26 protein-coding genes and 2 pseudogenes are annotated in these 23,291 nt (G+C 64.3%); 21 read left to right on the forward strand and 7 right to left on the reverse strand.

The annotated features are described in order from the left end of the window. Positions 1 to 37 precede the first annotated feature (37 nt). The 5 genes from IVA93_RS04030 to IVA93_RS04050 all read left to right on the forward strand — a co-directional run bounded on the left by IVA93_RS04030 (position 38) and on the right by IVA93_RS04050 (position 4,033). Positions 38 to 637: a nuclear transport factor 2 family protein gene (locus tag IVA93_RS04030; RefSeq protein ID WP_026232506.1), complete on the forward strand. Its 600-nt coding sequence runs from the start codon at positions 38 to 40 to the stop codon at positions 635 to 637. 262 nt (positions 638 to 899) lie between these two features. After that, the gene (locus tag IVA93_RS04035) at positions 900 to 1,313 is read left to right on the forward strand and encodes a hypothetical protein (protein WP_018453296.1); all 414 of its coding nucleotides are present in this window, start codon (positions 900 to 902) and stop codon (positions 1,311 to 1,313) included. A 122-nt stretch (positions 1,314 to 1,435) separates the two neighbouring features. Beyond that, positions 1,436 to 3,313: a molecular chaperone HtpG gene (gene htpG / locus IVA93_RS04040; protein ID WP_247299309.1), complete on the forward strand. Its 1,878-nt coding sequence runs from the start codon at positions 1,436 to 1,438 to the stop codon at positions 3,311 to 3,313. A gap of 137 nt (positions 3,314 to 3,450) precedes the next feature. Beyond that, entirely contained in the window at positions 3,451 to 3,732 is a 282-nt protein-coding gene (locus tag IVA93_RS04045; RefSeq protein WP_018453298.1) for a DUF3551 domain-containing protein, read from the forward strand. A 31-nt stretch (positions 3,733 to 3,763) separates the two neighbouring features. After that, entirely contained in the window at positions 3,764 to 4,033 is a 270-nt protein-coding gene (locus tag IVA93_RS04050; RefSeq protein ID WP_007597230.1) for a DUF3551 domain-containing protein, read from the forward strand. A 44-nt stretch (positions 4,034 to 4,077) separates the two neighbouring features. Here IVA93_RS04050 and IVA93_RS04055 read toward each other — a convergent pair whose 3' ends face one another. After that, positions 4,078 to 4,791, reverse strand: coding sequence for an SGNH/GDSL hydrolase family protein (locus IVA93_RS04055; protein ID WP_018453299.1), 714 nt, complete (start codon positions 4,789 to 4,791; stop codon positions 4,078 to 4,080). A 253-nt stretch (positions 4,792 to 5,044) separates the two neighbouring features. On the opposite strand from IVA93_RS04055, the gene IVA93_RS04060 reads away from it, so the two are divergent. The 5 genes from IVA93_RS04060 to IVA93_RS04080 all read left to right on the forward strand — a co-directional run bounded on the left by IVA93_RS04060 (position 5,045) and on the right by IVA93_RS04080 (position 9,670). Continuing rightward, positions 5,045 to 6,859, forward strand: coding sequence for a long-chain-acyl-CoA synthetase (locus IVA93_RS04060; RefSeq protein WP_018453300.1), 1,815 nt, complete (start codon positions 5,045 to 5,047; stop codon positions 6,857 to 6,859). 141 nt (positions 6,860 to 7,000) lie between these two features. Beyond that, positions 7,001 to 7,246 carry an acyl carrier protein gene (locus IVA93_RS04065; protein WP_018453301.1) on the forward strand — a complete coding sequence of 82 codons (246 nt, stop codon included), beginning with the start codon at positions 7,001 to 7,003 and terminating at the stop codon, positions 7,244 to 7,246. Continuing rightward, positions 7,233 to 8,615, forward strand: coding sequence for a class I adenylate-forming enzyme family protein (locus IVA93_RS04070; RefSeq protein ID WP_247789704.1), 1,383 nt, complete (start codon positions 7,233 to 7,235; stop codon positions 8,613 to 8,615). Before IVA93_RS04065 ends, IVA93_RS04070 begins: the two co-directional genes overlap by 14 nt. Beyond that, positions 8,608 to 9,330: an SDR family NAD(P)-dependent oxidoreductase gene (locus IVA93_RS04075; protein WP_247299310.1), complete on the forward strand. Its 723-nt coding sequence runs from the start codon at positions 8,608 to 8,610 to the stop codon at positions 9,328 to 9,330. Before IVA93_RS04070 ends, IVA93_RS04075 begins: the two co-directional genes overlap by 8 nt. A gap of 124 nt (positions 9,331 to 9,454) precedes the next feature. Continuing rightward, positions 9,455 to 9,670, forward strand: a complete 216-nt coding sequence (locus IVA93_RS04080; protein WP_026232507.1) for a hypothetical protein — start codon at positions 9,455 to 9,457, stop codon at positions 9,668 to 9,670. A 4-nt stretch (positions 9,671 to 9,674) separates the two neighbouring features. Here IVA93_RS04080 and IVA93_RS04085 read toward each other — a convergent pair. Then, positions 9,675 to 10,100, reverse strand: a pseudogene (locus tag IVA93_RS04085) (hypothetical protein). A 166-nt stretch (positions 10,101 to 10,266) separates the two neighbouring features. Here IVA93_RS04085 and IVA93_RS04090 point away from each other — a divergent pair. Further along, positions 10,267 to 11,406 (forward strand): DUF3095 domain-containing protein, encoded by a 1,140-nt coding sequence (locus tag IVA93_RS04090; protein WP_247541497.1) that lies wholly within the window; start codon positions 10,267 to 10,269, stop codon positions 11,404 to 11,406. 4 nt (positions 11,407 to 11,410) lie between these two features. On the opposite strand, the pseudogene IVA93_RS04095 reads toward IVA93_RS04090, so the two are convergent. From IVA93_RS04095 to IVA93_RS04105, 3 genes and pseudogenes are all read right to left on the reverse strand, one after another. Continuing rightward, a pseudogene (locus tag IVA93_RS04095) lies at positions 11,411 to 11,482 on the reverse strand (DUF2147 domain-containing protein); the annotation flags it as partial. A gap of 51 nt (positions 11,483 to 11,533) precedes the next feature. Next, the gene (locus IVA93_RS04100; protein WP_018453308.1) at positions 11,534 to 12,919 is read right to left on the reverse strand and encodes an MATE family efflux transporter; all 1,386 of its coding nucleotides are present in this window, start codon (positions 12,917 to 12,919) and stop codon (positions 11,534 to 11,536) included. Between the two features lie 82 nt (positions 12,920 to 13,001). Next, positions 13,002 to 13,529 carry a GNAT family N-acetyltransferase gene (locus tag IVA93_RS04105; RefSeq protein ID WP_018453309.1) on the reverse strand — a complete coding sequence of 176 codons (528 nt, stop codon included), beginning with the start codon at positions 13,527 to 13,529 and terminating at the stop codon, positions 13,002 to 13,004. A 238-nt stretch (positions 13,530 to 13,767) separates the two neighbouring features. Between IVA93_RS04105 and IVA93_RS04110 the strand changes: the two genes are divergently transcribed. From IVA93_RS04110 to IVA93_RS04155, 10 genes are all read left to right on the forward strand, one after another. Beyond that, positions 13,768 to 14,364: a superoxide dismutase gene (locus tag IVA93_RS04110; RefSeq protein WP_007597204.1), complete on the forward strand. Its 597-nt coding sequence runs from the start codon at positions 13,768 to 13,770 to the stop codon at positions 14,362 to 14,364. Between the two features lie 227 nt (positions 14,365 to 14,591). Then, positions 14,592 to 15,203 carry a permease gene (locus IVA93_RS04115; RefSeq protein ID WP_018453310.1) on the forward strand — a complete coding sequence of 204 codons (612 nt, stop codon included), beginning with the start codon at positions 14,592 to 14,594 and terminating at the stop codon, positions 15,201 to 15,203. Next, positions 15,200 to 15,700 carry a hypothetical protein gene (locus tag IVA93_RS04120; protein WP_018453311.1) on the forward strand — a complete coding sequence of 167 codons (501 nt, stop codon included), beginning with the start codon at positions 15,200 to 15,202 and terminating at the stop codon, positions 15,698 to 15,700. Before IVA93_RS04115 ends, IVA93_RS04120 begins: the two co-directional genes overlap by 4 nt. A gap of 43 nt (positions 15,701 to 15,743) precedes the next feature. Then, positions 15,744 to 15,980: a hypothetical protein gene (locus IVA93_RS04125; RefSeq protein ID WP_039798633.1), complete on the forward strand. Its 237-nt coding sequence runs from the start codon at positions 15,744 to 15,746 to the stop codon at positions 15,978 to 15,980. A gap of 2 nt (positions 15,981 to 15,982) precedes the next feature. Further along, positions 15,983 to 16,738 carry a metal ABC transporter ATP-binding protein gene (locus IVA93_RS04130; RefSeq protein ID WP_018453313.1) on the forward strand — a complete coding sequence of 252 codons (756 nt, stop codon included), beginning with the start codon at positions 15,983 to 15,985 and terminating at the stop codon, positions 16,736 to 16,738. 6 nt (positions 16,739 to 16,744) lie between these two features. Then, complete coding sequence (locus IVA93_RS04135; RefSeq protein ID WP_007597190.1) at positions 16,745 to 17,614, forward strand: metal ABC transporter permease; 870 nt, start codon at positions 16,745 to 16,747, stop codon at positions 17,612 to 17,614. A gap of 5 nt (positions 17,615 to 17,619) precedes the next feature. Continuing rightward, complete coding sequence (locus IVA93_RS04140) at positions 17,620 to 18,483, forward strand: metal ABC transporter substrate-binding protein (RefSeq protein WP_018453314.1); 864 nt, start codon at positions 17,620 to 17,622, stop codon at positions 18,481 to 18,483. 54 nt (positions 18,484 to 18,537) lie between these two features. Further along, positions 18,538 to 19,581 carry a CobW family GTP-binding protein gene (locus IVA93_RS04145; RefSeq protein ID WP_026232508.1) on the forward strand — a complete coding sequence of 348 codons (1,044 nt, stop codon included), beginning with the start codon at positions 18,538 to 18,540 and terminating at the stop codon, positions 19,579 to 19,581. Then, the gene (locus tag IVA93_RS04150; RefSeq protein ID WP_018453316.1) at positions 19,581 to 20,600 is read left to right on the forward strand and encodes a WD40 repeat domain-containing protein; all 1,020 of its coding nucleotides are present in this window, start codon (positions 19,581 to 19,583) and stop codon (positions 20,598 to 20,600) included. The genes IVA93_RS04145 and IVA93_RS04150 overlap by 1 nt, the downstream gene beginning before the upstream one ends. 122 nt (positions 20,601 to 20,722) lie before the next feature. Beyond that, positions 20,723 to 21,058, forward strand: coding sequence for a hypothetical protein (locus tag IVA93_RS04155; protein WP_026232509.1), 336 nt, complete (start codon positions 20,723 to 20,725; stop codon positions 21,056 to 21,058). A gap of 213 nt (positions 21,059 to 21,271) precedes the next feature. Here the strand turns inward: IVA93_RS04155 and IVA93_RS04160 are convergent, their stop codons facing one another. Beyond that, on the reverse strand, positions 21,272 to 22,714 hold the full coding sequence (locus IVA93_RS04160; protein ID WP_018453318.1) for a homospermidine synthase: 1,443 nt from the start codon (positions 22,712 to 22,714) through the stop codon (positions 21,272 to 21,274). A 48-nt stretch (positions 22,715 to 22,762) separates the two neighbouring features. Further along, complete coding sequence (locus IVA93_RS04165) at positions 22,763 to 23,152, reverse strand: RidA family protein (RefSeq protein ID WP_018453319.1); 390 nt, start codon at positions 23,150 to 23,152, stop codon at positions 22,763 to 22,765. Positions 23,153 to 23,291: the final 139 nt, after the last annotated feature.

The following is a 23,291-nucleotide window of genomic DNA, read 5'->3' on the forward strand; positions in this document are numbered from 1 at the left end:
CGGCCGTTGCAGCCGCGGTGCCATCGGAGACGTGTTCATGGACCAGCAACTCCTCGATCGCCTCGCCATCCGCGACCTCGTCGAGAACTGGGCGGTGTGGCGCGATGCCGGCGATTGGGAGCGTTTTGCCACCGTCTGGCACGAGGAAGGCTGGATGTCCGCCACCTGGTTTCAGGGGCCGGCGCGGGATTTCATGCGGGTCAGCCAGGAGGGGTTCGCCAAGGGCGTGCGCATCCTGCATTTCCTCGGTGGCTGCAGCATCGATCTCGAGGGGGCGCGCGCCATCGCGCAGACCAAGATGACCATCTCGCAGCGCGCACCGGTGCACGACGTGCCCTGCGACGTCGTCTGCACCGGGCGCTTCTACGATTTCCTGGAGAAGCGGCAGGGAAAATGGGGCATCGTCCGCCGCCAGCCGATCTACGAGAAGGACCGGATCGACCCGGTTGATCCCTCCGCGACGCTTCAGCTCGACCAGAAAGCCCTTGCCGCGCTGCCCGAAGGCTACCGCCACCTCGCCTACATGCAGGAGCTGATCGGCTACAAGGTCAAGCGCGACATGCCAGGCCTCACCGGGCCCGAGGTTGAGAAGCTCTATGCGGAGGGGCGGGAGTGGCTTGCGGGGAAGGCGAACTGAACGCCAGACAAAAGTAAGGCGCGACTGGCATCACCACAGTCGCGCCCTACGTCGCCGGCTTATGGGGCAGGGGGGAATAGCCGGCTGTTGATACGACTCCCGTCCCTGAAAGTCGTTCCAGGGGGTTGCAAAATTTTTCGTGGGGCCATCCTTTTCGCACCCTGCCTTTTCGCACACGGTTAAGTGATCTTAACGCCTGAGAACTCTGGGTCCTCTCCTCGCGTTGTTCCCGCGATCGCCATGGGGCGAGGGACCGACAGCCATGTCACAGATTCAAAAGGTATTTTTAGGCGCCGTCGCGATCGCCGCGACGCTTGGCGCCGTCCAGGTCGGCGCCGTGCAGCTGGCCTCCGGCCATGATCCGGCCGACCGCTGGCAGGCGGTCGCTGACAAGCCGGGCCATAACGTCAATCGCTCCAGCAAAGCGGACCGGCTGGCCGACATCAAGCAGGCTGAGGTTCCGACCCGCACCGTGTCGATGCGGCTGAACGATCTGGCCGACACGTCGGTGCTGCTGCGGGTCCCCGCGGTGATCGAGACCGGCAACGCCAAGCCGCCGGTGTTGCTCCCGGACCAGAAGCAGAGCCGCAAAAAGCCGACGATCGCCTGCGAGCCGATGGTCAGCTCCCTGACCGAGGTCGCAAAGCTGCTCCAACCCGGCCGCTGTGTGACTTGATCGGCTTTGGCCACGGACAAGTCGCCCTCCGCCCGGAGGGCGATTGCTGACGTCTACTTGATCCCCTGCCCCCTCGCGTTATATCCCGGGTTTCTTCCTCTTTGGATTGACCGGGTAAACGCATGACGACGTCAGACACGGCTGTGCATACGCAGCCCTTCCAGGCCGAGGTTTCCGAGCTTCTGCACCTGATGGTGCATTCCGTCTATTCCGAGACCGATATCTTCCTGCGCGAGCTCGTCTCCAATGCCTCTGACGCCTGCGACAAGCTGCGCTATGAGGCCATCGCGAATCCGGCGCTGCTGGGCGAAGGCGACGCGCTCAAGATCCGGATCATTCCGAACAAGACGGCCGGAACGCTTGCGATCGCCGACAATGGCATTGGCATGGAGCGGCAGGAGCTGATCGACCACCTCGGCACCATCGCCCGCTCGGGCACCAAGGCCTTCGTATCGAAGCTCAAGGAGGCCAAGGATGGTCTCGGCCTGATCGGCCAGTTCGGCGTCGGCTTCTATTCCGCCTTCATGGTAGCCGACAAGATCGTCGTGGTGAGCCGCCGCGCCGGCGAGAGCGACGTCTGGACCTGGACGTCCTCGGGCGGCTCGGGCTTCGAGATCGCGCGTGCCAGCGAGGAGGATGCGGGCCGCGTGCAGCGCGGCACCGAGATCGTCCTGCATCTCAAGGACGATGCGAAGAAATATCTCGAAGCTTACGAGATCGAACGTATCGTCGGCGCTTATTCCGACAACATCCTCTTCCCCATCGAGCTCGTGCCTGAAGGGGGCGAACCGCGTCAGATAAATTCTGCGAGCGCGCTGTGGCAGCGCTCGAAATCCGAGCTCACGCCGGAAGACTACAAGAAGGCCTATCAGCAGATCGCCTCCGCCTTCGACGATCCCGCGATGACGCTGCATTATCGCGCGGAGGGACGTTACTCCTACGCCGTGCTGCTGTTCGCGCCCTCGACGAAGCCGTTCGACCTGTTCGAACCGAACCGCAAGGGGCGCGTCAAGCTCTATGTCCGCCGCGTGTTCATCACTGACGATGCCGATCTGCTGCCGGGCTATCTCCGCTTCATCCGCGGCGTCGTCGACAGCGAGGATCTCCCGCTCAACATTTCCCGCGAGATGCTTCAGAACAATCCGCAGCTCGCGCAGATCCGCAAGGCCGTGGCGACCCGCGTGCTGTCCGAGCTCGAAAGCCTGGCGGAGAAGGATCCGGAGAACTTCGCGAAGATCTGGGAGGCCTTCGGCGCGGTGCTGAAGGAAGGCATCTACGAGGATTTCGAACGCCGAGAAAAGCTGCTCGCGCTGTCGCGTTTCACCACGACCTCGGGCGAGAAGCGCTCGCTCAAGGACGTCGTCGCCGGTTTCAAGCCGAACCAGACCGAGATCTATTATCTCGTCGGCGACAGCATCGACCGGCTGAAGTCGAACCCCCGGCTCGAGGCGGCGACTGCGCGCGGCATCGAAGTTCTGCTGCTGTCCGATCCCGTCGACGCCTTCTGGACCTCGATGCCCTCGGAGTTTGACGGCAAGCCGCTGAAGTCGCTGAGCCAAGGCGATCTCAATCTCGACCTGATCCCGCGCGTCGACGAAGCCGACGAGGCGAAAAAGGACGAGCCGCCCGCCGACGAGGCCGCCACCATCGCGGTGATCAAGGCCGCGCTCGGCGAGCGCGTCAGCGACGTCAAGGCCTCGACGCGTCTTACCAGCTCCGCGTCCTGCCTCGTCGCCGACAGCCAGGGCCCGAGCCGCGAGCTCGAGCGCATCCTGTCTCAGCAGAACCGTGGCATGCGCACCAAGCCGATCCTTGAGATCAACCTGCGCCATCCGCTGGTGACGGCGATCACGAAGGCTCAGGCCGGCTCCAAGATGGTTGACGATCTCAGCCTGCTCCTGCTCGAACAGGCGCAGATCCTAGACGGCGAGCTGCCGGAGGACCCTGCGGCGTTTGCGGCAAGGTTGAACCGGCTGGTGTTGCAAGGGCTCGGCGCGTAGCGGGCGCAGTGCACCGCACTCACCTTGCCGTCATCTGCGCGCAGGAACGGTCGCCTCTGCCATGGTGTTATGCCATACGAGGTGGCCGGCATCCGGGCCGCCGACATGGCCGACATGACAGATTCGAGGATTTCTCCATGCGTTTGCCGATCCTGACCCTGACCGCAATTGCCACGCTGTTCGTGGCGGCAGATGCCAGCGCCCAGACCTACGATCCGCGTTACCCGGTGTGCATGCACGTCTATACGCCCGGTAGTTTTGGCGGGGGCGGTGGCGATTATTTCGATTGCTCCTTCACCTCGCTGCCGCAGTGCCGCGCCACGGCCTCGGGCCGCTCGGCAAGCTGCGACGTCAATCCCTACTATGCGTTCGACCAACCCCCGCCGCCGCCGCGCCGGCGCCACAAGAACGTGCACTAGCGATCCGCAACGGCCTTCAGGGGGAATTTTCATGCATCGCTTGTTCGGCCTGATCATGACCGTCGGTGCCCTGCTCACGGCCGCGCCGTCGCATGCACAGACCTTCGATCCGCGCTATCCCGTCTGCATGCACGTCTATTCCGGTGCAAACGGCGGTGGCGGGGAGTGGTACGATTGCTCCTTCACCTCAGTGCCGCAGTGCCGAGCTACGGCTTCCGGCCGCTCCGCCAGCTGCGATCTCAATCCGTATTATCCGTTCAACGCACCGCCGCAGCGCTTGCGCCATCAGCGAGGCGGCTAGGGCTCACCGCCCGTTCGGCCGTCAATCAGACGGAGTATGCAGGGCTAGCTGCCGTGGGGCGCCTCGTTGGCCGCGGTGACGATCGCGTCGGTCAACTGCCAGGTCATCTTGTCCGTGGTCCAGTCGCTTGCGTGCAGCCTGCTGTCGTCGCCCGGGTCGACCATGCGGTCGAACGAAATTCTTGCAACGTCGTGCCAGCCCTTCATCAGCGCGAAGCGGCGAAAGACGTTGACCCGCTTTGCATGCGCGATCTCGCTGATCGCTGCGACCATCGCGTTCGCCTTGTCGGCCTTGGCCGGCGTCAGCACCGCCGGCACATATTGCAGATCCATTAGGATGACGTCGATCCCTCCGTCCACAAGCAGCTGATCGACGCCGTCAGCGATGGCCCTCCTGGTTTCGTCGAAGGTCGGTGGATTCTGATCGGCCGATTGCCACACCGCATTGGTGCCGACCTGCCAGATCACGAGATCCGGCTTCTGGTCGAAGACGTCGTGCTTGAACCGCAAAAGCTCCTTGGGAGCCTCTTCGCCGCCGACGCCCCGGTTGATGACATCGATCCCGGGCTTCGGAAATATGCTCCGAAGGTCCGCCAGCAATCGTTGCGGATAGGGCGCGATGCCTCCTTCGCCCGCCGTGGTCGACGAGCCGATCGCGACCACCTTGACCTGTCCGCGCCTCAGGCCATTGGCAAAATTGGTCAGCGGCTGCTCGAACGGCGCGGCCTGGACGGGAAATTCAGACGAGCCGAGAGCCACAGGTCGTCTCCCTTTCGCAACCGGGACAATGCAGGGTCAAAAAGACTAACCCGTTTGCCCGGAGCCGCCTAGCCTCACGCCCCGACAACTGGCTTTGCTATTGCAAGAACTGCCAGGCGGCGCACCTCGATCGCCTCCGGTTTGGTAAAGGATCACTAGAGTTAATCGTGCACTAACCCGGTTTTACCTTGTCTCTTAACATCTGGGCAGGGCGTGCGAGCTAAGCTGCCGGAAACCCGCAGACACGTAAAGAATGAACGGCATGACAACCGGCGTCATCGAGCAACCGAAAGCCGCGCGCGCACCTTCGGCTTCGAAAATCTGGCTGAAGGCGATCGAGCTCACCGCACGGATCGAGACGTTGCCGGGCCGGCTGTTCGCCGATGTCGTCGACGATTGGGCGCAGCGCCAGCCAGATCGCGTTGCGCTGACCACCGATGACGCGAGCCTCGACTATGAGGGACTTTCGAAACGCATCAATCGTTATGCGCGCTGGGCGCGCTCGGCCGGTGTGGCCAAGGGCGGCACTGTCGCGCTGATCATGCCGAACGGCATCGATTATGTCGCGGCCTGGCTCGGCATCAGCCGCGTCGGCGGCGTGGTCGCGCTGATCAACACCAAGCTCGTCGGGCACTCGCTCGCGCATTGCGTCGGAGTCGCAAAGCCCGCTCACATCATTGTTGCGCATGAGCTTGCAGCGGAGCTGTCCGGCGCGTTGCCGCACTTGAAGACGGAAGCAAAGGTCTGGACCCACGGCGATGCCCGCAGCGAGCGTCCGATCGATGTCGCGCTCGACGCCCTCGATGACCGGCCGCTTTCGCCGGACGAGCGTGGTGACGTCACCATCGACGACCGGGCCCTGCTGATCTACACGTCCGGGACGACCGGCCTGCCGAAAGCCGCAAGCATCAGCCACCGCCGCATCCTCAATTGGGGCTTTTGGTTCGCCGGCCTCACCGGCGCGACGCCGCAGGACCGGCTCTACGATTGCCTGCCGCTGTTCCACTCGGTTGGCGGCATCGTGGCACCATGCAGCATGCTCGCTGCCGGGGGCTCGGTTGTGATCGCAGATAAATTCTCAGCCTCGAATTTCTGGCCCGACATCGTGCGCCACGACTGTACGCTGTTCCAGTATATCGGCGAGCTCTGCCGCTATCTGCTCAAGGCGCCGCCGTCGGAATACGAGAACCGGCATCGCCTGCGGCTCGTCTGCGGCAACGGCCTACGCGGTGACATCTGGGACGATTTTCAGGCGCGTTTCGCCATTCCGCGCATCCTCGAATTCTACGCGGCGACGGAAGGCAATTTCTCGCTGTTCAACGTCGAGGGCCAGCCCGGCGCGATCGGCCGCGTTCCGCCGTTGCTTGCGCATCGTTTCCCTGCCGGTCTCGTCAAGCTCGAGCCCGATAACGGCGCCCCGCTGCGCAATGCGGAGGGGTTTTGTATCCCCTGCGCGCGCGGCGAGGCCGGCGAAGCCATAGGCCGCATCGGCACGGCGGATGAGGGCGGCGGCCGCTTCGAGGGCTACACCGAGGCGAGCGAGACCGAGAAGAAGATCCTGCGCGATGTCTTTGCCAAGGGCGATTCCTGGTTCCGCACCGGCGACCTGATGCGGCTCGACGAGAAGGGCTTCTTCCACTTCGTCGACCGCATCGGCGACACCTTTCGCTGGAAGGGCGAGAACGTCGCGACTTCGGAGGTCAACGACGCCATGCGGGGTTTCACTGGCGTGATCGACGCCACCACCTACGGCGTCGGCATTCCCGGCACCGACGGCCGCGCCGGCATGAGTGCGATCGTGGTGAACGAAGGCTTCGCCGTCGAGGCACTGCCCGCCCATCTCGCACAGCGCCTGCCCGCCTATGCTCATCCCGTCTTCATACGCATCTCGCGCGAGCTCGATGCGACCGAGACGTTCAAGCAGAAGAAGGGCGAGCTCGCGCGCGAGGGATTTGATCCCGGCGCGGTCTCCGATCCGCTGTTCATGCTGGACCCGAAGACCGGCGCCTATGTCGCGCTGGACGCGGAGACGTATGCGCAAATCAACCAGGGTACGATCCGGCTCTAGCCGCGCGAAAATCCGCCAGATAGGTCCAATTTTATCCGAATTGTCCAAGAAGCCATTTACTTCTGTCGGGTAAACAAACGGGCAAGGGAGGCGGTCATCAAGAACCGCCGCAACACGAACGACAACAGAAGCGAGCCAGCCATGTCGGTACGGTCTAAGGTCATTGAAGCGATCCAGCAGATCGCCAAAGAGCAGCACGTCGCGCTTCCCGCACTCTCGGACGAGCTGTCCCTGCACGAGACGGGCTTCGACTCGCTCGCCTTCGCCATCCTGGTGGCGCGCCTCGAGGACGAGACCGGCGTCGACCCTTTCACCATTTCCGAGGACGCAGCGTTCCCCGCCACCGTGGGCGATTTCGTGCGGGCCTACGAAAATGTCCCCGCGTGAGATCTTTGCGCTCCGCGACCATCTCGGCGCGGAGCTGACCGGCCGCACGCTGTCGGACGCGCACGATGTCGTGTCGTTGACGGATATCCTGTCGCAGACGGTCCTGGGTGGCCGCCTGGGCGAGCTGTCCGGCCGCGCGGTGCTGCTGAAATCGTCCGACCAGCTCCGATCGGGTCTTGCCATGATCGAGCTCGACGGTATTGCCCGCCGCATGCTGCTGTGCCCGCCGGATCTCAACCCGGCGCATCTCGACGCGCTGATGGCGAATGCCGGGATCGATGCCGTTGTCACCGACGAGCCCGATCGCTGGGCCGAGACTGGCGTGCCGCTGGTCGTCACCGCACAACTGCCGCTTCAAGCCACAGCGCCGGCCAGGACCGAACGCGCCACGGAATGGCTGATGCTCACCTCGGGCACGTCGGGCGTGCCGAAAATCGTCGGCCATACGCTGGAAGCACTCACCGGCGCCATCGTCGCCGAAGGCCCGGCGCGCGGACCCGCGCCGGTATGGGCGACGTTCTACGACATCCGCCGCTATGGCGGCCTGCAGATATTCCTCCGCGCCGTCCTCTCGGGCGGCTCGATGGTGCTGTCCGATCCGCATGAGGCGCTCGCCGATCACGTCACGCGGCTGAACGCGCGGGGCGTCTCCCACATCTCCGGCACGCCCTCGCACTGGCGCAAGCTGTTGATGAGCGGCTCGGCCGCGCAGTTCGCGCCGCGCTATGTCCGCCTCTCCGGCGAGATCGCCGACCAGGCGGTGCTGGACGGCCTGAAAGCGGCGTTCCCGAATTCCTCCGTCGGCCATGCCTATGCGTCAACCGAGGCCGGCGTCGGCTTTGCCGTCAATGACGGGCTGGAAGGCTTTCCGGCGGACTACCTCGGCAACCGCAACGGCGTCGAAATGAAGGTCGTCGACGGCTCGCTACGTATCCGTTCGACGCGCACGGCGCACGCCTATATCGGCCGCGACGCGGCTGCGCTCACCGATGCAGACGGGTATGTCGATAGCGGCGATATCGTCGAATTGCGCGGCGACCGCTACTATTTCGTTGGCCGCCGCGGCGGCATCATCAATATCGGTGGGCTGAAGGTTCACCCCGAAGAGATCGAGGCGGTGATCAACCGTCATCTCGATGTGCGGATGTCGCGGGCGAAGTCACGCAAGAGCCCGATCACCGGCGGCATCGTCGTCGCCGACGTGATCCTCGCCGACGGCACCGATCCGGCGCGCGCGAAAGAGATCCGCGACCAGATTCTGGATCAGTGCCGCGCTCAGCTCGCCTCCCACAAGGTGCCGGCGGTGATCCGCTTCGTCGAGGCGCTCGACGTCACCCCGGCCGGCAAACTGGCGCGCACCGATGCATAATGTTCTCGTCACCGGCGGTAGCCGCGGTATCGGCCTTGCGATCGGCCAGCGGCTTGTTAATGGCGGCTACAACGTGATCGCGGCGGCGCGGCGCGAGAGCGACGAGCTCAAGGCGGCGATTGCCGGGTCGGAGGGGCGCCTGCATTTTCGCGCTTGCGACCTCGCCGTGATCGACGCGATCCCCGCCTACGCAAAACTCGTGCGCGATGAATTCGGCCCGATCTACGGCCTCGTCAACAATGCCGGCCTCGGCACCGAAGGCTTGCTCGCGACCATGCACAATTCCGAGATCGAGGCGCTGGTGCAGCTCAACGTGCTGTCGCCGATCATTCTCACCAAATATGTCGCGCGCCAGATGATGGCCGACGGCGCCGGCCGCATCATCAACATCTCCTCGATTATCGCGACGACCGGCTATAATGGCCTCTCGGTTTACGGTGCGACCAAGGCCGCCGCCACCGGCTTCACCCGTTCGCTCGCGCGCGAGGTCGGCAAGCTCGGCATCACCGTGAACGCGATCGCGCCCGGTTTCATCGACACCGAGCTGACGCACAACCTGTCTGACGACAGCCGCAAGCGCATCGCCGGCCGCAGCGCGCTGCGCCGCCTGCCGGAGACCGACGACGTCGCGCGGATGGTGGAGTATTTGCTGGGAGAGGGCGGTCGCAATGTGACGGGTACCGTGTTTACGGTCGACGCGGGCAACACGGCGTAGGTGGAACTCATCGCCACAATTGCATTGATCCGGCGCAATGACATCGTCCGGATTTGGTCGTAAGATCCCGCGCAATCGATTGGGTTACGTCAATCGATCTGCCCTAATCGATAGGGAGCAGTCCATGACCGCTTCGAGCCCGGACAAGGCGTCGGTAAAGCCATCTTGCGCAGAGCAAAGCGACGTTCACTGCGAGCCCGTTCACTGCGAGCCGATGTCTCACCAAAATTCCGGTGACCACGGTTACGAAATGTATCCGCAGAAATTCGTGCGTCTTGTCGGCTGCCATGACGTTCCCGCCTCCGCGCTACGCAAGCGCGTGGGCGAGAAGCTGCACTAGACATTCAGGTCCGATGCTTCGGCAGGTCAATCCGTTCGTGTGAGAACTCCGGCGGGCCCTCGGTCAGGCGGCGGATCCGGCGCTCGCGTTCGTCTTCAGACAGCGCAGGATCGAGCAGTCCCTCGAGTTCACGCACCGCAAGCTCTTCGATCCTGGTGGCATCCGAAGCGAGCGGGTGCCCTGGCGGGAGTGCCGGGGGCGCGACCTTCAGGCCGAGCTCGACCAGCTTACCGATGGCTTCCGAGCGCTACAGGTGATGGGTTTCGGCCCAGCTATCCACGGCCGCGGTCAGGCTTTCCGGCGTCTTCACCGCGCTGATCGGATCACGCCCAGTGCGCCGGCTTGCCGGAGCGATGGAGTCCTTCCTGTCGAAGTCGGACACGTCGATGTTCCCGCGCAACCATGTCAGATCATCGAGACTAGACGCCATTTACGGTCAACCGTTTAATGACCTTCTGTGGCATTGCAGTGCGCCCTCATCTTGTTGTCCGGGTCCATTTCGGCCAATGGTTGCAAGGGCGCGCGCCTGGCGAACCGAATCGATTCTTCTACGTATGTCCCTTTGGACGTGCGTCCCAACCATCCGGCATCATCCGATGACATCAGCGTTCTATAGCGGCATTCCGGTCTTTCGCGGCTTCACCAGTCTGATGGACCCCGCTTTGTATTCGCCGCTGCCCGACGACTGGAGCGTCGGCGTTGCCGACATCGTGGATTCGACCAAGGCCATCGCGGCGCAGCGCTACAAGGCGGTGAACATGGCCGGTGCCGCCGTGATCGCAGCCGTGACGAATGCATTGGAGGGACGCGAATTTCCCTTCGTGTTCGGCGGCGACGGCGCGAGTTTTGCGGTCGCGCCTAATGATCTCGAACTGGCCCGCGAGGCTTTGGCTGCGACCGCGACCTGGGTGCGGGAAGATCTCGACTTGCGGATGCGCGTCGCGCTGGTGCCGGTGAGCGCCATTCGCGCGCATGGCCTAGACGTGCGCGTCGCGCGCTTCGGACCGTCGGCCAATTTGTCCTATGCGATGTTTTCTGGCGGCGGGCTCGCCTGGGCGGACGCAGCGATGAAGCGCGGCGAGTTTGCGATCACCGAAGCGCCCGCGGGGACGCAGCCCGATCTCTCCGGCCTGTCCTGCCGCTTCGAGGTGATTCCGGCTGCGCGCGGCCTGATCCTGTCCGTGCTGGTCATGCCGGCCCAAGGCGCCGATCCCTCGGCATTCCGCAACGTGATCGAGGACATCATCGATCTCGTCGAGCGCAGCCCGGATGCCGGTCGTCCCGTGCCGCCACAAGGGCCGCCGCTGACATGGCCGCCGCAAGGGCTGGAATATGAGGCGCGCACCAAGCGCGGAGGTCCGTTGCTCGCACGCCGCGCCAGCGTGCTGGCCTACACCCTTTTCGTCTATCTGATCATGCGCTTCGATCTCAAGGTCGGCGGCTTCGTGCCGAAGCTCTATACACGGCAGGTCGTGGAGAACTCCGACTTCCGAAAATATGACGACGGCCTGCGCATGATCCTCGACTGTACGCCGGAGCTCGAACGCGCCCTCAGCGATCGCCTCGCGATTGCCGCGCGCGACGGCATCGTGCGTTACGGCCTCTATCAGCAGGACGCTGCGATGATGACCTGCTTCACCCCGTCGGCGTTGCGCAGCGATCACGTCCATTTTATCGACGGCGCGCGGGGCGGCTACGCCTCGGCGGCGACGGCGCTGAAGGCGATGACGGCGTGAAGCGCTAGCGCCCCGCCCGCGTCCAGGTTTCGCCGCCGCAGAGCGCGCCGACGCAGCCTTCGACCCGCAGCGAATCCGGATGGAATCACATTCCCGCGTTTATTTGCCTGCGTGCAATGACCTGCGCTTATTTGACCCAGCGCACGAAGGCGACCGAGGCCGCGGTCGACAGCCCGAATACCGCCATGGCGCCGCCGACCAGCGCGAACAGGGTCCAGGCCGGAGCCTGCACCATCATGAGGCCGCCGCCGCCGATCGCGACGATCAGAAGCCGTGCGGTGGAGGCGAGCACGGCACCGCCGACCCGCGCCGCGCCTTGCGAGGAGAAATACAGCGACACGCCCACGCCGAAGAACACGAAGGTTGGGCCTGCCCAGTGGAAGTAGCTGTGCGCGGCGGCGGCAACGCCGGGATCCCTGGTGAAGAGCGAAACCCACAGGGATGGATCGAGCGCGATGATGAGGCCGATCAGGCCGACGGTAAGTCCCGAGGCCCCGGCCGCGGTCCAGGCCACGCGCCGCGCGCGCTTCACCTGTCCGGCGCCCATCGCCATGCCGACCATCGGCACCGATGCGATGCCGAAGGCGAAGGTGATCGGGATCAGCAAGAATTCCAGTCGCGAGCCGATGCCGTAACCGGCGAGCATCTCGGTGCCGAAGGTCGCCAGGATCTTGGTGAAGATCAAAATGGTGAGCACGGTCTGGAGCGGCGACAGGCAGGCGACCGCGCCGACCTTGAGGATGTCGAAGAACAACGCGCGATCGAAATGGAAGGCGCCGAAATCCAGCGGCAGCCGGCTGCGGCCGGACCAGAGGTACCAGAGGAAGAAGATCGCAGCGCAGGTGAATGCGATCAACTGACCGGCGGCCACTCCGGGCATGCCGAATTGCGGCACGCCGAACAGGCCGAGCCCCAGCGTGCCGCCGAGCGCGATCTGGAGCACGCTCGTCCCGATCAGCGCCATCGAGGGCAGACGCATGTCGCCGGTGCCGCGGATCACCGACGCCAACGTGTTGACGAGCCAGATCGCGACCGCGCCGGAGAACAGCATTTGCGAATAGCCGCTGGCTTCCTCGAGCACACGCTCGCGCCCGCCCAGCAGCGCGAAGAACGAGCGGCCGAAGACGAGCATCGTCACCGTGAAGAAAAGCCCGCCGCAGAGGCCGATGATGGCGGCATGCAGCGCCAGCGTCGCCGCACGGTTCCGGTCGCCTGCGCCGAGCGCGCGGCTGATCGCAGACGAGACGCCGCCGCCCATCGCGCCTGCGCTCATCATCTGCGTCAGCATGGCGAATGGGAACACCAGCGCGATCGCGGCGAGCGGAATGGTGCCGAGCCGGCCGATATAGGAGGTCTCGGCGACCGCGACCAGCGTGCTGCCCACCATCGCGATCATGTTGGGGATCGCGAGCCGCAGCAGCGTCGGCAGGATCGGGGCCGTCAGCAAGCCGGCGATGGGGGAGGCGACCGGGGCAGGCAGCGGCACGGCGTCTATCGAGGCGTCGATCGTCATGTGTCACCGCGCGGAATATTGGATGATGATCGACATATTATATGGCGGGCAGCCCCGGCACCAGCCGCGCCTCACGCAGGGCTCACCAGGGCAGGCCGCAGAGGTCGATAGTGCCGAGTGTCGGCGCGCTGACGATGTTGCAGACATAGGGCGCCATGTGAGTGAAGCGGATCCGCCCCTCCGGCTGCTCGCAATAGACCTCGCCCTTGAAGGGGAGCCAGCTGCGGGCTTCGTAGAACGCGACATTGTGCGGCTCGCAGAACAGCAGCGCGAAGCGGACCGCCTCGTTGGCGCGCATGGTATGCACCGCGGCATCGATCGCCATGGTCGCATAGCCGCGGCCGCGCCGATCCTCCCGCGTGCAGACGCCGCCGATGCCGCCGATGTGAACCTTCTGCCCATTCCAAGTGACGGTGCGGAAGTAGATGCCGACGTGGCAGACGAGACCATCCTCGGGCGTCTCGATGAGGACGCGCAGGTCGGCATTGGCCCATTTGACGTGAGCCCAGGGCTGCTTCGCGACGATATCAGGTCCGAAGACCGCCTGGTGCAGTGGCTCCGCCATCCGCCAGGAGGCGTCGCCGTTCAAAATGTCGATCTCGATGCTCATCGCTCTCACCTTCGCATCTCCGCGCCGTCGGTGCGTTTCGTTCTGCCATAAGCACCTCAAAGGCAATGATATTTTATGGCCTGGTTGAAACGCCCTACATCCTTGCGACGATTTTATGCAATCCGGCCAAGCCGCCGCACCATGCCTTTTGGAAAATTCACGGTATTTAACAGCCGCGGAACCTTCTATAAGGGGTGACCGTTAAGTCTCGTTCCCCCATCAGTCGCGGACAACACCCATGACCTTTACGCTGCCCCCACTCCCCTACGCCTATGACGCCCTCGGACAATTCATGTCGAAGGAAACGCTCGAATTCCACCACGACAAGCATCATCAGGCCTATGTCACCAACGGCAACAACGCGCTCAAGGGCACCGAATGGGAAGGCAAGTCCCTTGAGGAGATCGTCAAGGGCTCGTTCGGCAAGAACCCCGCGGTGTTCAACAATGCCGGCCAGCACTACAACCACATCCATTTCTGGAGCTGGATGAAGCCCAATGGCGGCGGCACCAAGCTGCCGGGCAAGATCGAGAAGAAGATCAACGAGGACCTCGGCGGCTTCGAGAAGTTCAAGACGGACTTCCAGGCGGCCGGCGTCGGCCAGTTCGGCTCCGGCTGGTGCTGGCTCCAGGTCAAGAACGGCAAGCTCGAGATTTCCAAGACCCCGAACGGCGAGAATCCGCTGGTGCACGGCGCCACCCCGATCCTCGGCTGCGACGTCTGGGAGCACTCCTACTACATCGACTACCGCAACCGCCGTCCCGACTATCTGAAGGCGTTTGTCGAGAACCTCGTGAACTGGGAATACGTCGAGTCGCTGTTCGACAAGGCCTGAGTTCGACGAGGCCTGGGCTTCACGCATTCCGGGGCCGGCTTTGCCGCTCCGGAATGACGGAATTGAAAGGCGGTCGAGGCGCGGCCGCCTTTTTGTTGTGCGGAATTCGCACTTCGCCTCGCATGGCCCTGCGCGAGGTGCGCATCGCTCCCGTCATCGTACTGTTTGCATCGCATCTGCGGCGCCCTTAAGCAGGACGGGCATCGCCCTCGAGCCGAACGCGCCCGTTGTCAGATCCTTCCTCGAAAGACCCGGCATCCGCCGAGGACGCGGAATCCGAGCCGCGGCCGGGTCGCGTGCGCAAGCCGATCGGCTGGTCGACCATCATCATCGCAGCCCTTGTGGCGGTGAGCGCAGGTCTGGTCTGGCGGCGTGATGGCACCGACGGTGTTCTCGAGATACTGACCCACGATCTCTCGCTGTTCGGCGGCATCCTGCCCCGCGTGCTGGCCGGCTGCCTGCTCGGTGCGTTCATCTCCGAGATCCTGCCGCACGAAAAAGTCTCGCGCGCGCTCGGGCCGAAATCGGGCCTGAAAGGCCTTCTGATCGGCACCGCCTTCGGCGCGATCCTGCCCGGCGGTCCCTTCACCGCCTATCCCGTGGCGAGTGCGCTGCTGGCGGTCGGCGCCGATTTCGGTGCCACCATCGCCATGGTCGTGAGTTGGACCTTGATCGGCTATGGCCGGGCGGTCGCCTGGGAAATCCCGATTATGGGCACCGACTTCACGCTGTGGCGCATCGTCATCTCGCTGCCGTTGCCGGTGCTCGCAGGCGCGCTCGGCCGCTTCGTCTATGTCCGGCTTTATCCGAAGCCGGCCATGAAGGACGACGAGACATGAGCGCCGCGCTCCTGATCGACATCCTGTTGTGGGGTTCGGTGTTCGGCGTCGGCCTGATCGCCTTTCGCCGCGGCCCACCAGTGTTCAAGGCCTCGCTGCGCGAAGGCTCGATGGACTTCATCAACATCGTGCCGCGGATCGCGCTGGGGGTGATCGGCTCCGGCTACATCGCCGCTATCATCCCACAGGAGGTGATCAGCGGCTGGCTCGGCCCGGACAGCGGCTGGCTCGGGGTCGCGACTGCCGTGGTCGCCGGGGCCGCGACGCCCGGTGGCCCGGTGATCGGGTTCTCGATCGGGACGGTGGCCCTGAAATCGGGTGGTGGGGTGCCGCAGGTGGTCGCCTATGTCGTCGCTTGGGCGCTATTTGCCTTCCAACGGGTGATTTTGTGGGAAATTCCGTTCATGCCGGCCCGTTTCGTCTGGTTCCGCTGCGCGGTTTCGGTGCCGTTCCCGTTCGTCGCCGCCGCCATCGCCATGCTGATCGGCAAACCCTGAGCCCGGCATGGACAGCTGTAATGTTATAATATAACATCCAGGAATGGTTCCCGCCGCGTCCCAAGCCCATCATAGCGATCATGCTCATAGCCATTCCCATGACGACGGGCATTCGCATGGACACGATCACACCCACGCACATGTCCACGGTGCGGCCTCTCCGCATCCGGCTCAGGCGGCGCACTGGTCGATCCTGCGCATGACGATGGCCGCCCGTCTCGCGGCCGCGCTCGCGGTCTGCGCCGTGCTTTGGGGCGTGGTCTTCCTGGCGATGAGGTGACCATGGCGGCGCTGCATTTCCACAACGTTACGCTCGGCTATGACCGCCATCCGGCCGTGCACCACCTCAATGGGGAGGTCGCGCCGGGCGCGCTGCTGGCCGTGATCGGCCCGAACGGCGCCGGCAAGTCGACGCTGCTGCGGGGCATCGTCGGCATCCTCAGGCCGCTCGACGGCAGCATCCATCTCGGCGGGCTCGACAGCCGCGATATCGCCTATCTGCCGCAGAGTGCGGAGATCGACCGCAGCTTCCCGATCTCGGTGCTGGACTTCGTCGCCACCGGGCTGTGGCGTGGGACCGGCCTGTTCGGCGGCATCGGCAAGGCGGCGCGCGAAAAGATCCTCCGCGCGATCGCTTCCGTTGGCCTCAACGGTTTCGAAAACCGCCCAATCGGCACGCTCTCGGGCGGCCAGATGCAGCGCGTGCTGTTCGCGCGCGTACTGCTCCAGGACGCGCGGCTGATCGTGCTGGACGAGCCCTTCAACGCCATCGACAGCAAGACCACGGCTGATCTGCTGACGCTGGTGAAGCACTGGCATGGCGAGGGCCGCACAGTGCTCGCCGCACTGCACGACATGGAGATGGTGCGCACCCATTTCAGCGAGACGCTGGTGCTGGCGCGCGGTCCCGTGGTGTGGGGGCCGACGGCGGAGGTGCTGACGCCGGAAAACCTGCTGGTCGCAATGCGGATGTGCGAAGCCTTCGACGACAGCGCCGCCACCTGCTCGGCCGATGATGCCCGCTCACGGGCGGCTTGATATCCGATGCTCTATGACGCGTTGATCGGCCCGTTCACCGAATTCGAGTTCATGCGACGTGCGCTCGCGGCCGTTATCGCGCTGTCGCTCGCGGGTGCGCCGATCGGCGTGTTCCTGATGTTGCGGCGGATGAGCCTGGTCGGCGACGCCATGGCACATGCAATCCTCCCCGGCGCCGCTGTCGGTTTCCTGCTCTCCGGCCTCAATCTGTTCGCGATGACGGCCGGAGGCCTGATCGCAGGTTTTGCCGTCGCAATCCTCGCAGGCCTCGTCGCGCGCTCGACCGGGTTGAAGGAGGATGCCTCGCTCGCGACCTTCTATCTGGCCTCGCTGGCGCTCGGCGTCACCATCGTCTCGATCAAGGGCACCAATATCGACCTGCTGCACGTGCTGTTCGGCAATATTCTCGCGATGGACGACCAGACGCTGCTGGTCGTCGCATTCAACGCCACGGTCACGCTGCTGGTGCTCGCCGTGATCTACCGTCCGCTGGTGATCGAAAGCGTCGATCCGCTGTTTTTGCGCACCGTCAGCCGGGCCGGCGGGCCTGCGCATCTCGCTTTCCTCGCGCTGGTCGTGATCAACCTCGTCAACGGCTTTCAGGCGCTCGGCACGCTGCTCGCGGTCGGCCTGATGATCCTGCCGGCCGGCATCGCGCGGTTCTGGTCGCGCGATCTCACCGTCATGATCTGCATCGCGGTCGTCGCTGCCGCCGTGTCCGGCTATGCAGGTCTCGTGCTGTCGTTCCAGACCCGTGTGCCGTCGGGTCCTGCGATCATTCTGGTGGCAAGCGCGCTCTACACCGTCTCCGTCCTGTTCGGCCGGGTCGGCGGCGTCGTTAGGCAGCTGTTTCCCGGCCGGCATTTGGAAGCGTGATAGCGATGCGGCGCATCCTGCTTTGTGTGCTTATGCTGATCGCCTCGCCGCTGCACGCCGCTGAGCAACTGAAAGTCGTCGCGAGCTTCTCGATCCTGGCCGACTTCGTCCGTAATGTCGGCGGCGACCGGATCAATCTGACGACGTTGGTCGGGGCCGACAGCGACGTCCATGTCTACGCGCCCGCGCCAAGCGATGCGAAGCGGATCGCGGACGCAAAGCTGGTCATCGTCAACGGGCTTGGTCTCGAGGGCTGGCTGCCACGGCTCGTGCAGTCCTCGGGCAGCAAGGCGCAGGTGGTTATCGTGAGCGCCGGCATCGCGCCGCTCAAGCTCGGCTCGGCCGCAGATCCGCATGGCTGGCAGTCGGTCCCCAACGCCAAAATCTACGTCACCGACATCGCCAATGCGCTGGCCGCGGTCGACCCTGACGATGCGGAGTTCTTCCGCGCCCGGGCCAAGGCCTATTTGGAAAAGCTCGAAACGCTCGACCGCGAGGTCCGCGCAGCCGTGGCCAAGATCCCGCAGGAGCGTCGCAAGGTGATTTCGACCCATGACGCTTTCGGCTATTTCGCCGCCGAATACGGCGTCCAGTTCATCGCGCCGCTCGGCGTCTCCACGGAAACCGAGCCCAGCGCGCGGGACATCGCCACCATCATCGGCCAGATCAAGGCCCAAAAAATCCCAGCCGTGTTCCTGGAAAATATCAGCGACGACCGGCTGATCCGGCGGATCGCGGCGGAGACCGGCTCAAAAGTCGGCGGGACCCTGATTTCGGACGGTTTGACCGGCGAAAAGGGGCCTGCACCCACTTACATTGATATGGTCAGGCACAATATAAAGGCCCTGACCAGTGCGCTTGACCACTAGGGCAGGGGCCACCCCGCCTCGCGTCGCGCGAAAAGCCCGAAGTCCGGAGTTGTTATGTCTGAAGCGACCGCCCCAAAAATTCCCGTGACCGTCCTGACCGGCTATCTCGGTGCGGGCAAGACCACGCTGTTGAACCGCATCCTGTCGGAAAACCACGGCAAGAAATACGCCGTCATCGTCAACGAATTCGGCGAGATCGGCATCGACAACGACCTCATCATCGGTGCCGATGAGGAAGTGTTCGAAATGAACAACGGCTGCATCTGCTGCACCGTGCGCGGCGATCTCGTGCGCATCATGGAAGGCCTGATGAAGCGCAAGGGCAAGTTCGACGCCATCATCGTCGAGACCACCGGTCTTGCCGATCCGGCCCCCGTCGCCCAGACCTTCTTCGTCGACGAGGACGTGCAGAAGAGCGCGCGCCTCGATGCGGTGGTCACGGTTGCGGACGCCAAATGGCTATCCGACCGCCTCAAGGATGCACCTGAGGCCAAGAACCAGATCGCCTTTGCCGACGTCATCGTGCTGAACAAGATCGATCTCGTTTCCAAGGGAGAACTTGCCGAGGTCGAGGCCCGCATCCGCGCCATCAATCCCTATGCGAAACTGCATCGCACCGAGCGCTGCTCGGTGGCTTTGGCGGACGTGCTCGACCGCGGCGCTTTCGACCTCGACCGCATCCTCGACATCGAGCCGGACTTCCTGAATGCCGAGGATCATGACCACGACCATGATCATCACCATCACGACCATCATCACAATCATGATCACAGCCACGGCCTGAAGCACTATCACGACGAGGACATGCAGTCGCTGTCACTCAAGACCGACAAGCCGCTCGATCCGAACGTGTTCATGCCCTGGCTTCAGAACCTGGTGCAGGTGGAGGGCGGCAAGATCCTGCGCTCCAAGGGCATCCTTGCTTTCCACGACGATGATGACCGCTACGTCTTTCAGGGTGTCCACATGATGCTGGAGGGCAACCACCAGCGCAAATGGAAGGACGGCGAGCCGCGCGAGAGCCGCCTCGTCTTCATCGGTCGCGAATTGCCGCAAGACCTCATTCGCCAGGGTTTTGAGAGCTGCATCGTCTCGTGATGAAAGAGTTTACGCCACCCGCCGATTCCGCCTCGATCGTCTCCGTCACCGAGCGCGTCAAACCGCTCGCGCTCGGCATGGTCGTGACCTCCGTGCATTTCCTTGGCAACCGCGCCGCCTTCGTCGGCGGCGAGGAGAATGTCGCGCTCGTGGATAGCCAGGGTGAGATCAGCAAGATCGCCGTGCACAGCGGCGGCATTCTCTCGGCCGCCTCCGACGGCAAGCGCCTCGTGATGGGCGGCGACGATGGAAAAGTCGTGTCGCTCGAGGCCAAAGGCGAAGTGACGCTGCTTGCGACCGACCCGAAACGGCGCTGGATCGATGCGGTGGCGCTGCATCCGGACGGTGCCTACGCCTGGTCGGCTGGCAAGACTGCTTTCTTCAAGAGCGGCAAGAGCGAGGAGAAGTCGCTCGAGGTGCCCTCGACCGTCGGCGGCCTCGCGTTTGCGCCGAAGGGCCAGCGTCTCGCGATCGCCCATTACAACGGCGCGACGCTGTGGTTTCCCAACATGGCGGGGTCGGCCGAATTCCTGCCTTGGGCCGGCTCGCATCTCGGCGTCACCTTCAGCCCGGACAACAAATTCCTGGTCACCACGATGCACGAATCGGCGCTGCACGGCTGGCGGCTTGCCGACAACAGGCACATGCGCATGACCGGCTATCCCAGCCGCGTCCGCTCGATGTCGTGGAGCGCGGGCGGCAAGGCGCTGGCGACCTCGGGCGCCGACACGGTGATCCTGTGGCCGTTCGCTAGCAAGGATGGCCCGATGGGCAAGGAGCCAGCGATGCTCGCGCCGCTGCAGGCGCGCGTGTCGGTCGTCGCCTGCCACCCCAGGAACGACATCTTCGCCGCCGGCTACAGCGACGGCACCGTGCTGATGGTCCGTCTGGAGGACGGCGCCGAGATCCTCGTCCGCCGCAACGGCACGCCCGCAGTCGCCGCGCTCGCCTGGAACGCGAAGGGGACGCTGTTGGCGTTCGCCGACGAAAATGGTGATGGCGGCCTGCTCGAGCTTTAATCTGTCATCGTTCCGACCGTGGATGGGGCCATGTGGCGCGCAGCCGTCGAGTTCCGGCCGCCACGGGCGGGAACCGCAGAGCGGCAATTTCGTTGATCCCGCAGACAAAGGCGGTGATCGACATGCCCGGCCAATATGACAAGCGCAGACTGAAGCTCGACTTGATGGTCGCCTGCTCGCTGTTCGCGGCAGGCGTCGTGGTGTCAGGCATGTCGCTGGCGCAAATCCGCGCCGAGACCCGGATGCAGACAGCCCAAGCGACGCAACCCCTTCAGGGCACGCCGTCCGACGATCAGAATAAGCCCGCGGAAGCCAAGCCCGGCGGCGACCGGCCGACCACGCCCGCCCCAGAGCCCGCGCGGCCCGAACCGCAGACGCAGGGCGCTGCCGGCGCGGCGAAACCAGCATTGCCGCCAGCCCCAGCCGAGAAGATCGCGCCGCCGATCGAGAGGAAGTAGGTTCTGCATCTACGCGGGTGCTGTCATCGTCCGCGAAGGCGGACGATCCAGTATTCCAGAGGCTGTGCGTGGATACGGAGATGCTGCGGCGTACTGGATGCCCCGCCTGCCGCTTACGCTAAAGCTTCGGCGCGCCTGGACCTCAACCTCGGCTAAGCCTTGGCGTAGCCGGGTCGCGGGGCATGACAGCAGTGGCCGTGGCGCGACGCCGCCTCACCGCACCAGAACATTCCGGAACTGCCAGGGATCGCTCGTGTCGATGTCCTCCGGGAACAGTCCCGGACGATCCGTCAGCGGCGTCCAGTCGGTATAAAAACCCTTCACCGGGCCGAGATACGGCAGCTGAATTTCCAGCAGACGATCGAAATCCATCTCGTCGGCTTCGACGATGCCCTCGTTCGGGTTTTCTAGCGCCCACACCATGCCGCCGAGCACGGCGGAGGTCACTTGCAGACCGGTGGCGTTCTGATAGGGCGCGAGCTTGCGGGTCTCTTCGATCGAGAGCTGCGAGCCGTACCAGTAGGCATTGTTGTCATGGCCGAACAGCAGCACGCCGAGTTCGTCGATGCCGTCGACGATTTCGTTCTCGTCGAGGATGTGGTGCTTTTCCTGCATCTTCGCGGCGCGGCCGAACATTTCATGCAGCGACAGCACGGCATCGTCAGCCGGATGATAGGCGTAGTGGCAGGTCGGCCGATAGACCGCCGTGCCCGATGCGTCGCGCACGGTGAAATAGTCGGCAATCGAGATCGACTCGTTGTGGGTGACGAGGAAGCCATATTGCGCGCCGCGGGTCGGGCACCAGGTGCGCACGCGCGTGTTGGCGCCGGGCTGCATCAGATAGATGGCAGCGCCGCAGCCGGCTTCGTGAGTCCGCGCATTCTCGGGCATCCATTTTTCGTGGGTGCCCCAGCCGAGCTCGGAGGGCTGCACGCCTTCCGACAGGAAACCTTCCACCGACCAGGTGTTGACGAAGACATCGGGCTCTTTCGGCTTCTTGGAGCGCTGGGTGTCGCGTTCGGCGATATGGATGCCCTTGATACCGGCCTGTCGCATCAAGTCCGCCCATTCGGCTTTGGTCTTCGGCTTGGGGGCATTGAGCTTCAGATCGGCGGCGACGTTGAGCAACGCCTGCTTGACGAAAAACGAGACCATGCCGGGATTGGCGCCACAGCAGGAGACGGCCGTCGTCGACCCCGCGGGGCGCGCCTTCTTGGCGGCCAGCGTCGCTTCGCGAAGGGCGTAGTTGGAGCGCGCCTCCGGGCCCTTCGACGAATCGAAATAGAAGCCGAGCCAGGGCTCGTTGACGGTGTCGATATAGAGAGCGCCGAGCTCGTTGCAGAGCTCCATGATGTCGGTGGAGCCGGTGTCGACCGAGAGATTGACGCAAAAGCCCTGGCCGCCGCCTTCGGTGAGCAGCGGGGTCAGCAACTCGCGGTAATTGTCCTTGGTCACACCCTTCTGGATGAAGCGCACATTGTGCTTCTCGCAATGCGCCTTGCGACCCTCGTCCTTGGGATCGATCACGGTGATGCGCGATTTGTCGTAATCGAGATGCCGCTCGATCAGCGGCAGCGTGCCTTTGCCGATGGAGCCGAAGCCGACCATGACGATGGGGCCAGTGATCTTCGCGTAGATCTGCGAGGCGGGGCTCATAGGATGGTTTCTCCGGAACGTGCTGGCGAGCAAATGGTGAGGGATGGCTCAGGTGCTGCGGCGCTTGGCAGTGGCTTCGATCTCGACTTTCATCTCGGGCTTGTAGAGCGCCGAGACGACGAGAAGCGTGGCGGCCGGGCGGATCTCGCCGAGGACTTCGCCGCAGACCGCGAAATGCGCGTCTGCGTTCTTGGCGTCGGTGAGGTAATAGGTGACGCGGACAATGTCGGCCATCTCGAAGCCGCCCTCCTTCAGGGCAGCTTCGATGGTCTTGAAGCAGTTGCGTGACTGGCTCGTGACATCGGCCGGCATCGTCATGGTGGTGTAGTCGTAGCCGGTGGTACCCGCGACGAAGGCGAACTCGCCGTCGATCACGGCGCGGCTGTAGCCGGCGGTCTTCTCGAACGGGGAGCCGGTGGAAATCAGGCGGCGGGACATGGTCGTAGGCCTCGACTGAAGAGGAATTTCGTGGGGTTTACGCAATTTGCCGGCCTGCGCAACCCCAAAGGAATGGAGCTTAACGCAGGCACAGCCGGGCGTTGCCGCTTAACGCGGCTAGGTCGTCGCCATCATGGCG

It is taken from the genome of Bradyrhizobium sp. 155 (assembly GCF_023101105.1).
Taxonomy (GTDB): domain Bacteria; phylum Pseudomonadota; class Alphaproteobacteria; order Rhizobiales; family Xanthobacteraceae; genus Bradyrhizobium; species Bradyrhizobium canariense_D.

Bases quoted from the DNA above. Each gene is read 5' to 3' on its own strand.
- IVA93_RS04135 (WP_007597190.1), top strand. From the start codon at position 16,745: ATGCTCTATGACGCGTTGATCGGCCCGTTCACCGAATTCGAGTTCATG.
- IVA93_RS04050 (WP_007597230.1), top strand. From the start codon at position 3,764: ATGCATCGCTTGTTCGGCCTGATCATGACCGTCGGTGCCCTGCTCACG.
- IVA93_RS04100 (WP_018453308.1), bottom strand. From the start codon at position 12,919: ATGACGATCGACGCCTCGATAGACGCCGTGCCGCTGCCTGCCCCGGTC.
- IVA93_RS04110 (WP_007597204.1), top strand. From the start codon at position 13,768: ATGACCTTTACGCTGCCCCCACTCCCCTACGCCTATGACGCCCTCGGA.
- IVA93_RS04045 (WP_018453298.1), top strand. From the start codon at position 3,451: ATGCGTTTGCCGATCCTGACCCTGACCGCAATTGCCACGCTGTTCGTG.
- IVA93_RS04080 (WP_026232507.1), top strand. From the start codon at position 9,455: ATGACCGCTTCGAGCCCGGACAAGGCGTCGGTAAAGCCATCTTGCGCA.
- IVA93_RS04075 (WP_247299310.1), top strand. From the start codon at position 8,608: ATGCATAATGTTCTCGTCACCGGCGGTAGCCGCGGTATCGGCCTTGCG.
- IVA93_RS04065 (WP_018453301.1), top strand. From the start codon at position 7,001: ATGTCGGTACGGTCTAAGGTCATTGAAGCGATCCAGCAGATCGCCAAA.
- IVA93_RS04165 (WP_018453319.1), bottom strand. From the start codon at position 23,152: ATGTCCCGCCGCCTGATTTCCACCGGCTCCCCGTTCGAGAAGACCGCC.
- IVA93_RS04070 (WP_247789704.1), top strand. From the start codon at position 7,233: ATGTCCCCGCGTGAGATCTTTGCGCTCCGCGACCATCTCGGCGCGGAG.
- IVA93_RS04140 (WP_018453314.1), top strand. From the start codon at position 17,620: ATGCGGCGCATCCTGCTTTGTGTGCTTATGCTGATCGCCTCGCCGCTG.
- IVA93_RS04145 (WP_026232508.1), top strand. From the start codon at position 18,538: ATGTCTGAAGCGACCGCCCCAAAAATTCCCGTGACCGTCCTGACCGGC.
- IVA93_RS04155 (WP_026232509.1), top strand. From the start codon at position 20,723: ATGCCCGGCCAATATGACAAGCGCAGACTGAAGCTCGACTTGATGGTC.
- IVA93_RS04125 (WP_039798633.1), top strand. From the start codon at position 15,744: ATGGTTCCCGCCGCGTCCCAAGCCCATCATAGCGATCATGCTCATAGC.
- IVA93_RS04030 (WP_026232506.1), top strand. From the start codon at position 38: ATGGACCAGCAACTCCTCGATCGCCTCGCCATCCGCGACCTCGTCGAG.
- IVA93_RS04120 (WP_018453311.1), top strand. From the start codon at position 15,200: ATGAGCGCCGCGCTCCTGATCGACATCCTGTTGTGGGGTTCGGTGTTC.
- htpG (WP_247299309.1), top strand. From the start codon at position 1,436: ATGACGACGTCAGACACGGCTGTGCATACGCAGCCCTTCCAGGCCGAG.
- IVA93_RS04060 (WP_018453300.1), top strand. From the start codon at position 5,045: ATGAACGGCATGACAACCGGCGTCATCGAGCAACCGAAAGCCGCGCGC.
- IVA93_RS04150 (WP_018453316.1), top strand. From the start codon at position 19,581: ATGAAAGAGTTTACGCCACCCGCCGATTCCGCCTCGATCGTCTCCGTC.
- IVA93_RS04130 (WP_018453313.1), top strand. From the start codon at position 15,983: ATGGCGGCGCTGCATTTCCACAACGTTACGCTCGGCTATGACCGCCAT.
- IVA93_RS04035 (WP_018453296.1), top strand. From the start codon at position 900: ATGTCACAGATTCAAAAGGTATTTTTAGGCGCCGTCGCGATCGCCGCG.
- IVA93_RS04090 (WP_247541497.1), top strand. From the start codon at position 10,267: ATGACATCAGCGTTCTATAGCGGCATTCCGGTCTTTCGCGGCTTCACC.
- IVA93_RS04160 (WP_018453318.1), bottom strand. From the start codon at position 22,714: ATGAGCCCCGCCTCGCAGATCTACGCGAAGATCACTGGCCCCATCGTC.
- IVA93_RS04105 (WP_018453309.1), bottom strand. From the start codon at position 13,529: ATGAGCATCGAGATCGACATTTTGAACGGCGACGCCTCCTGGCGGATG.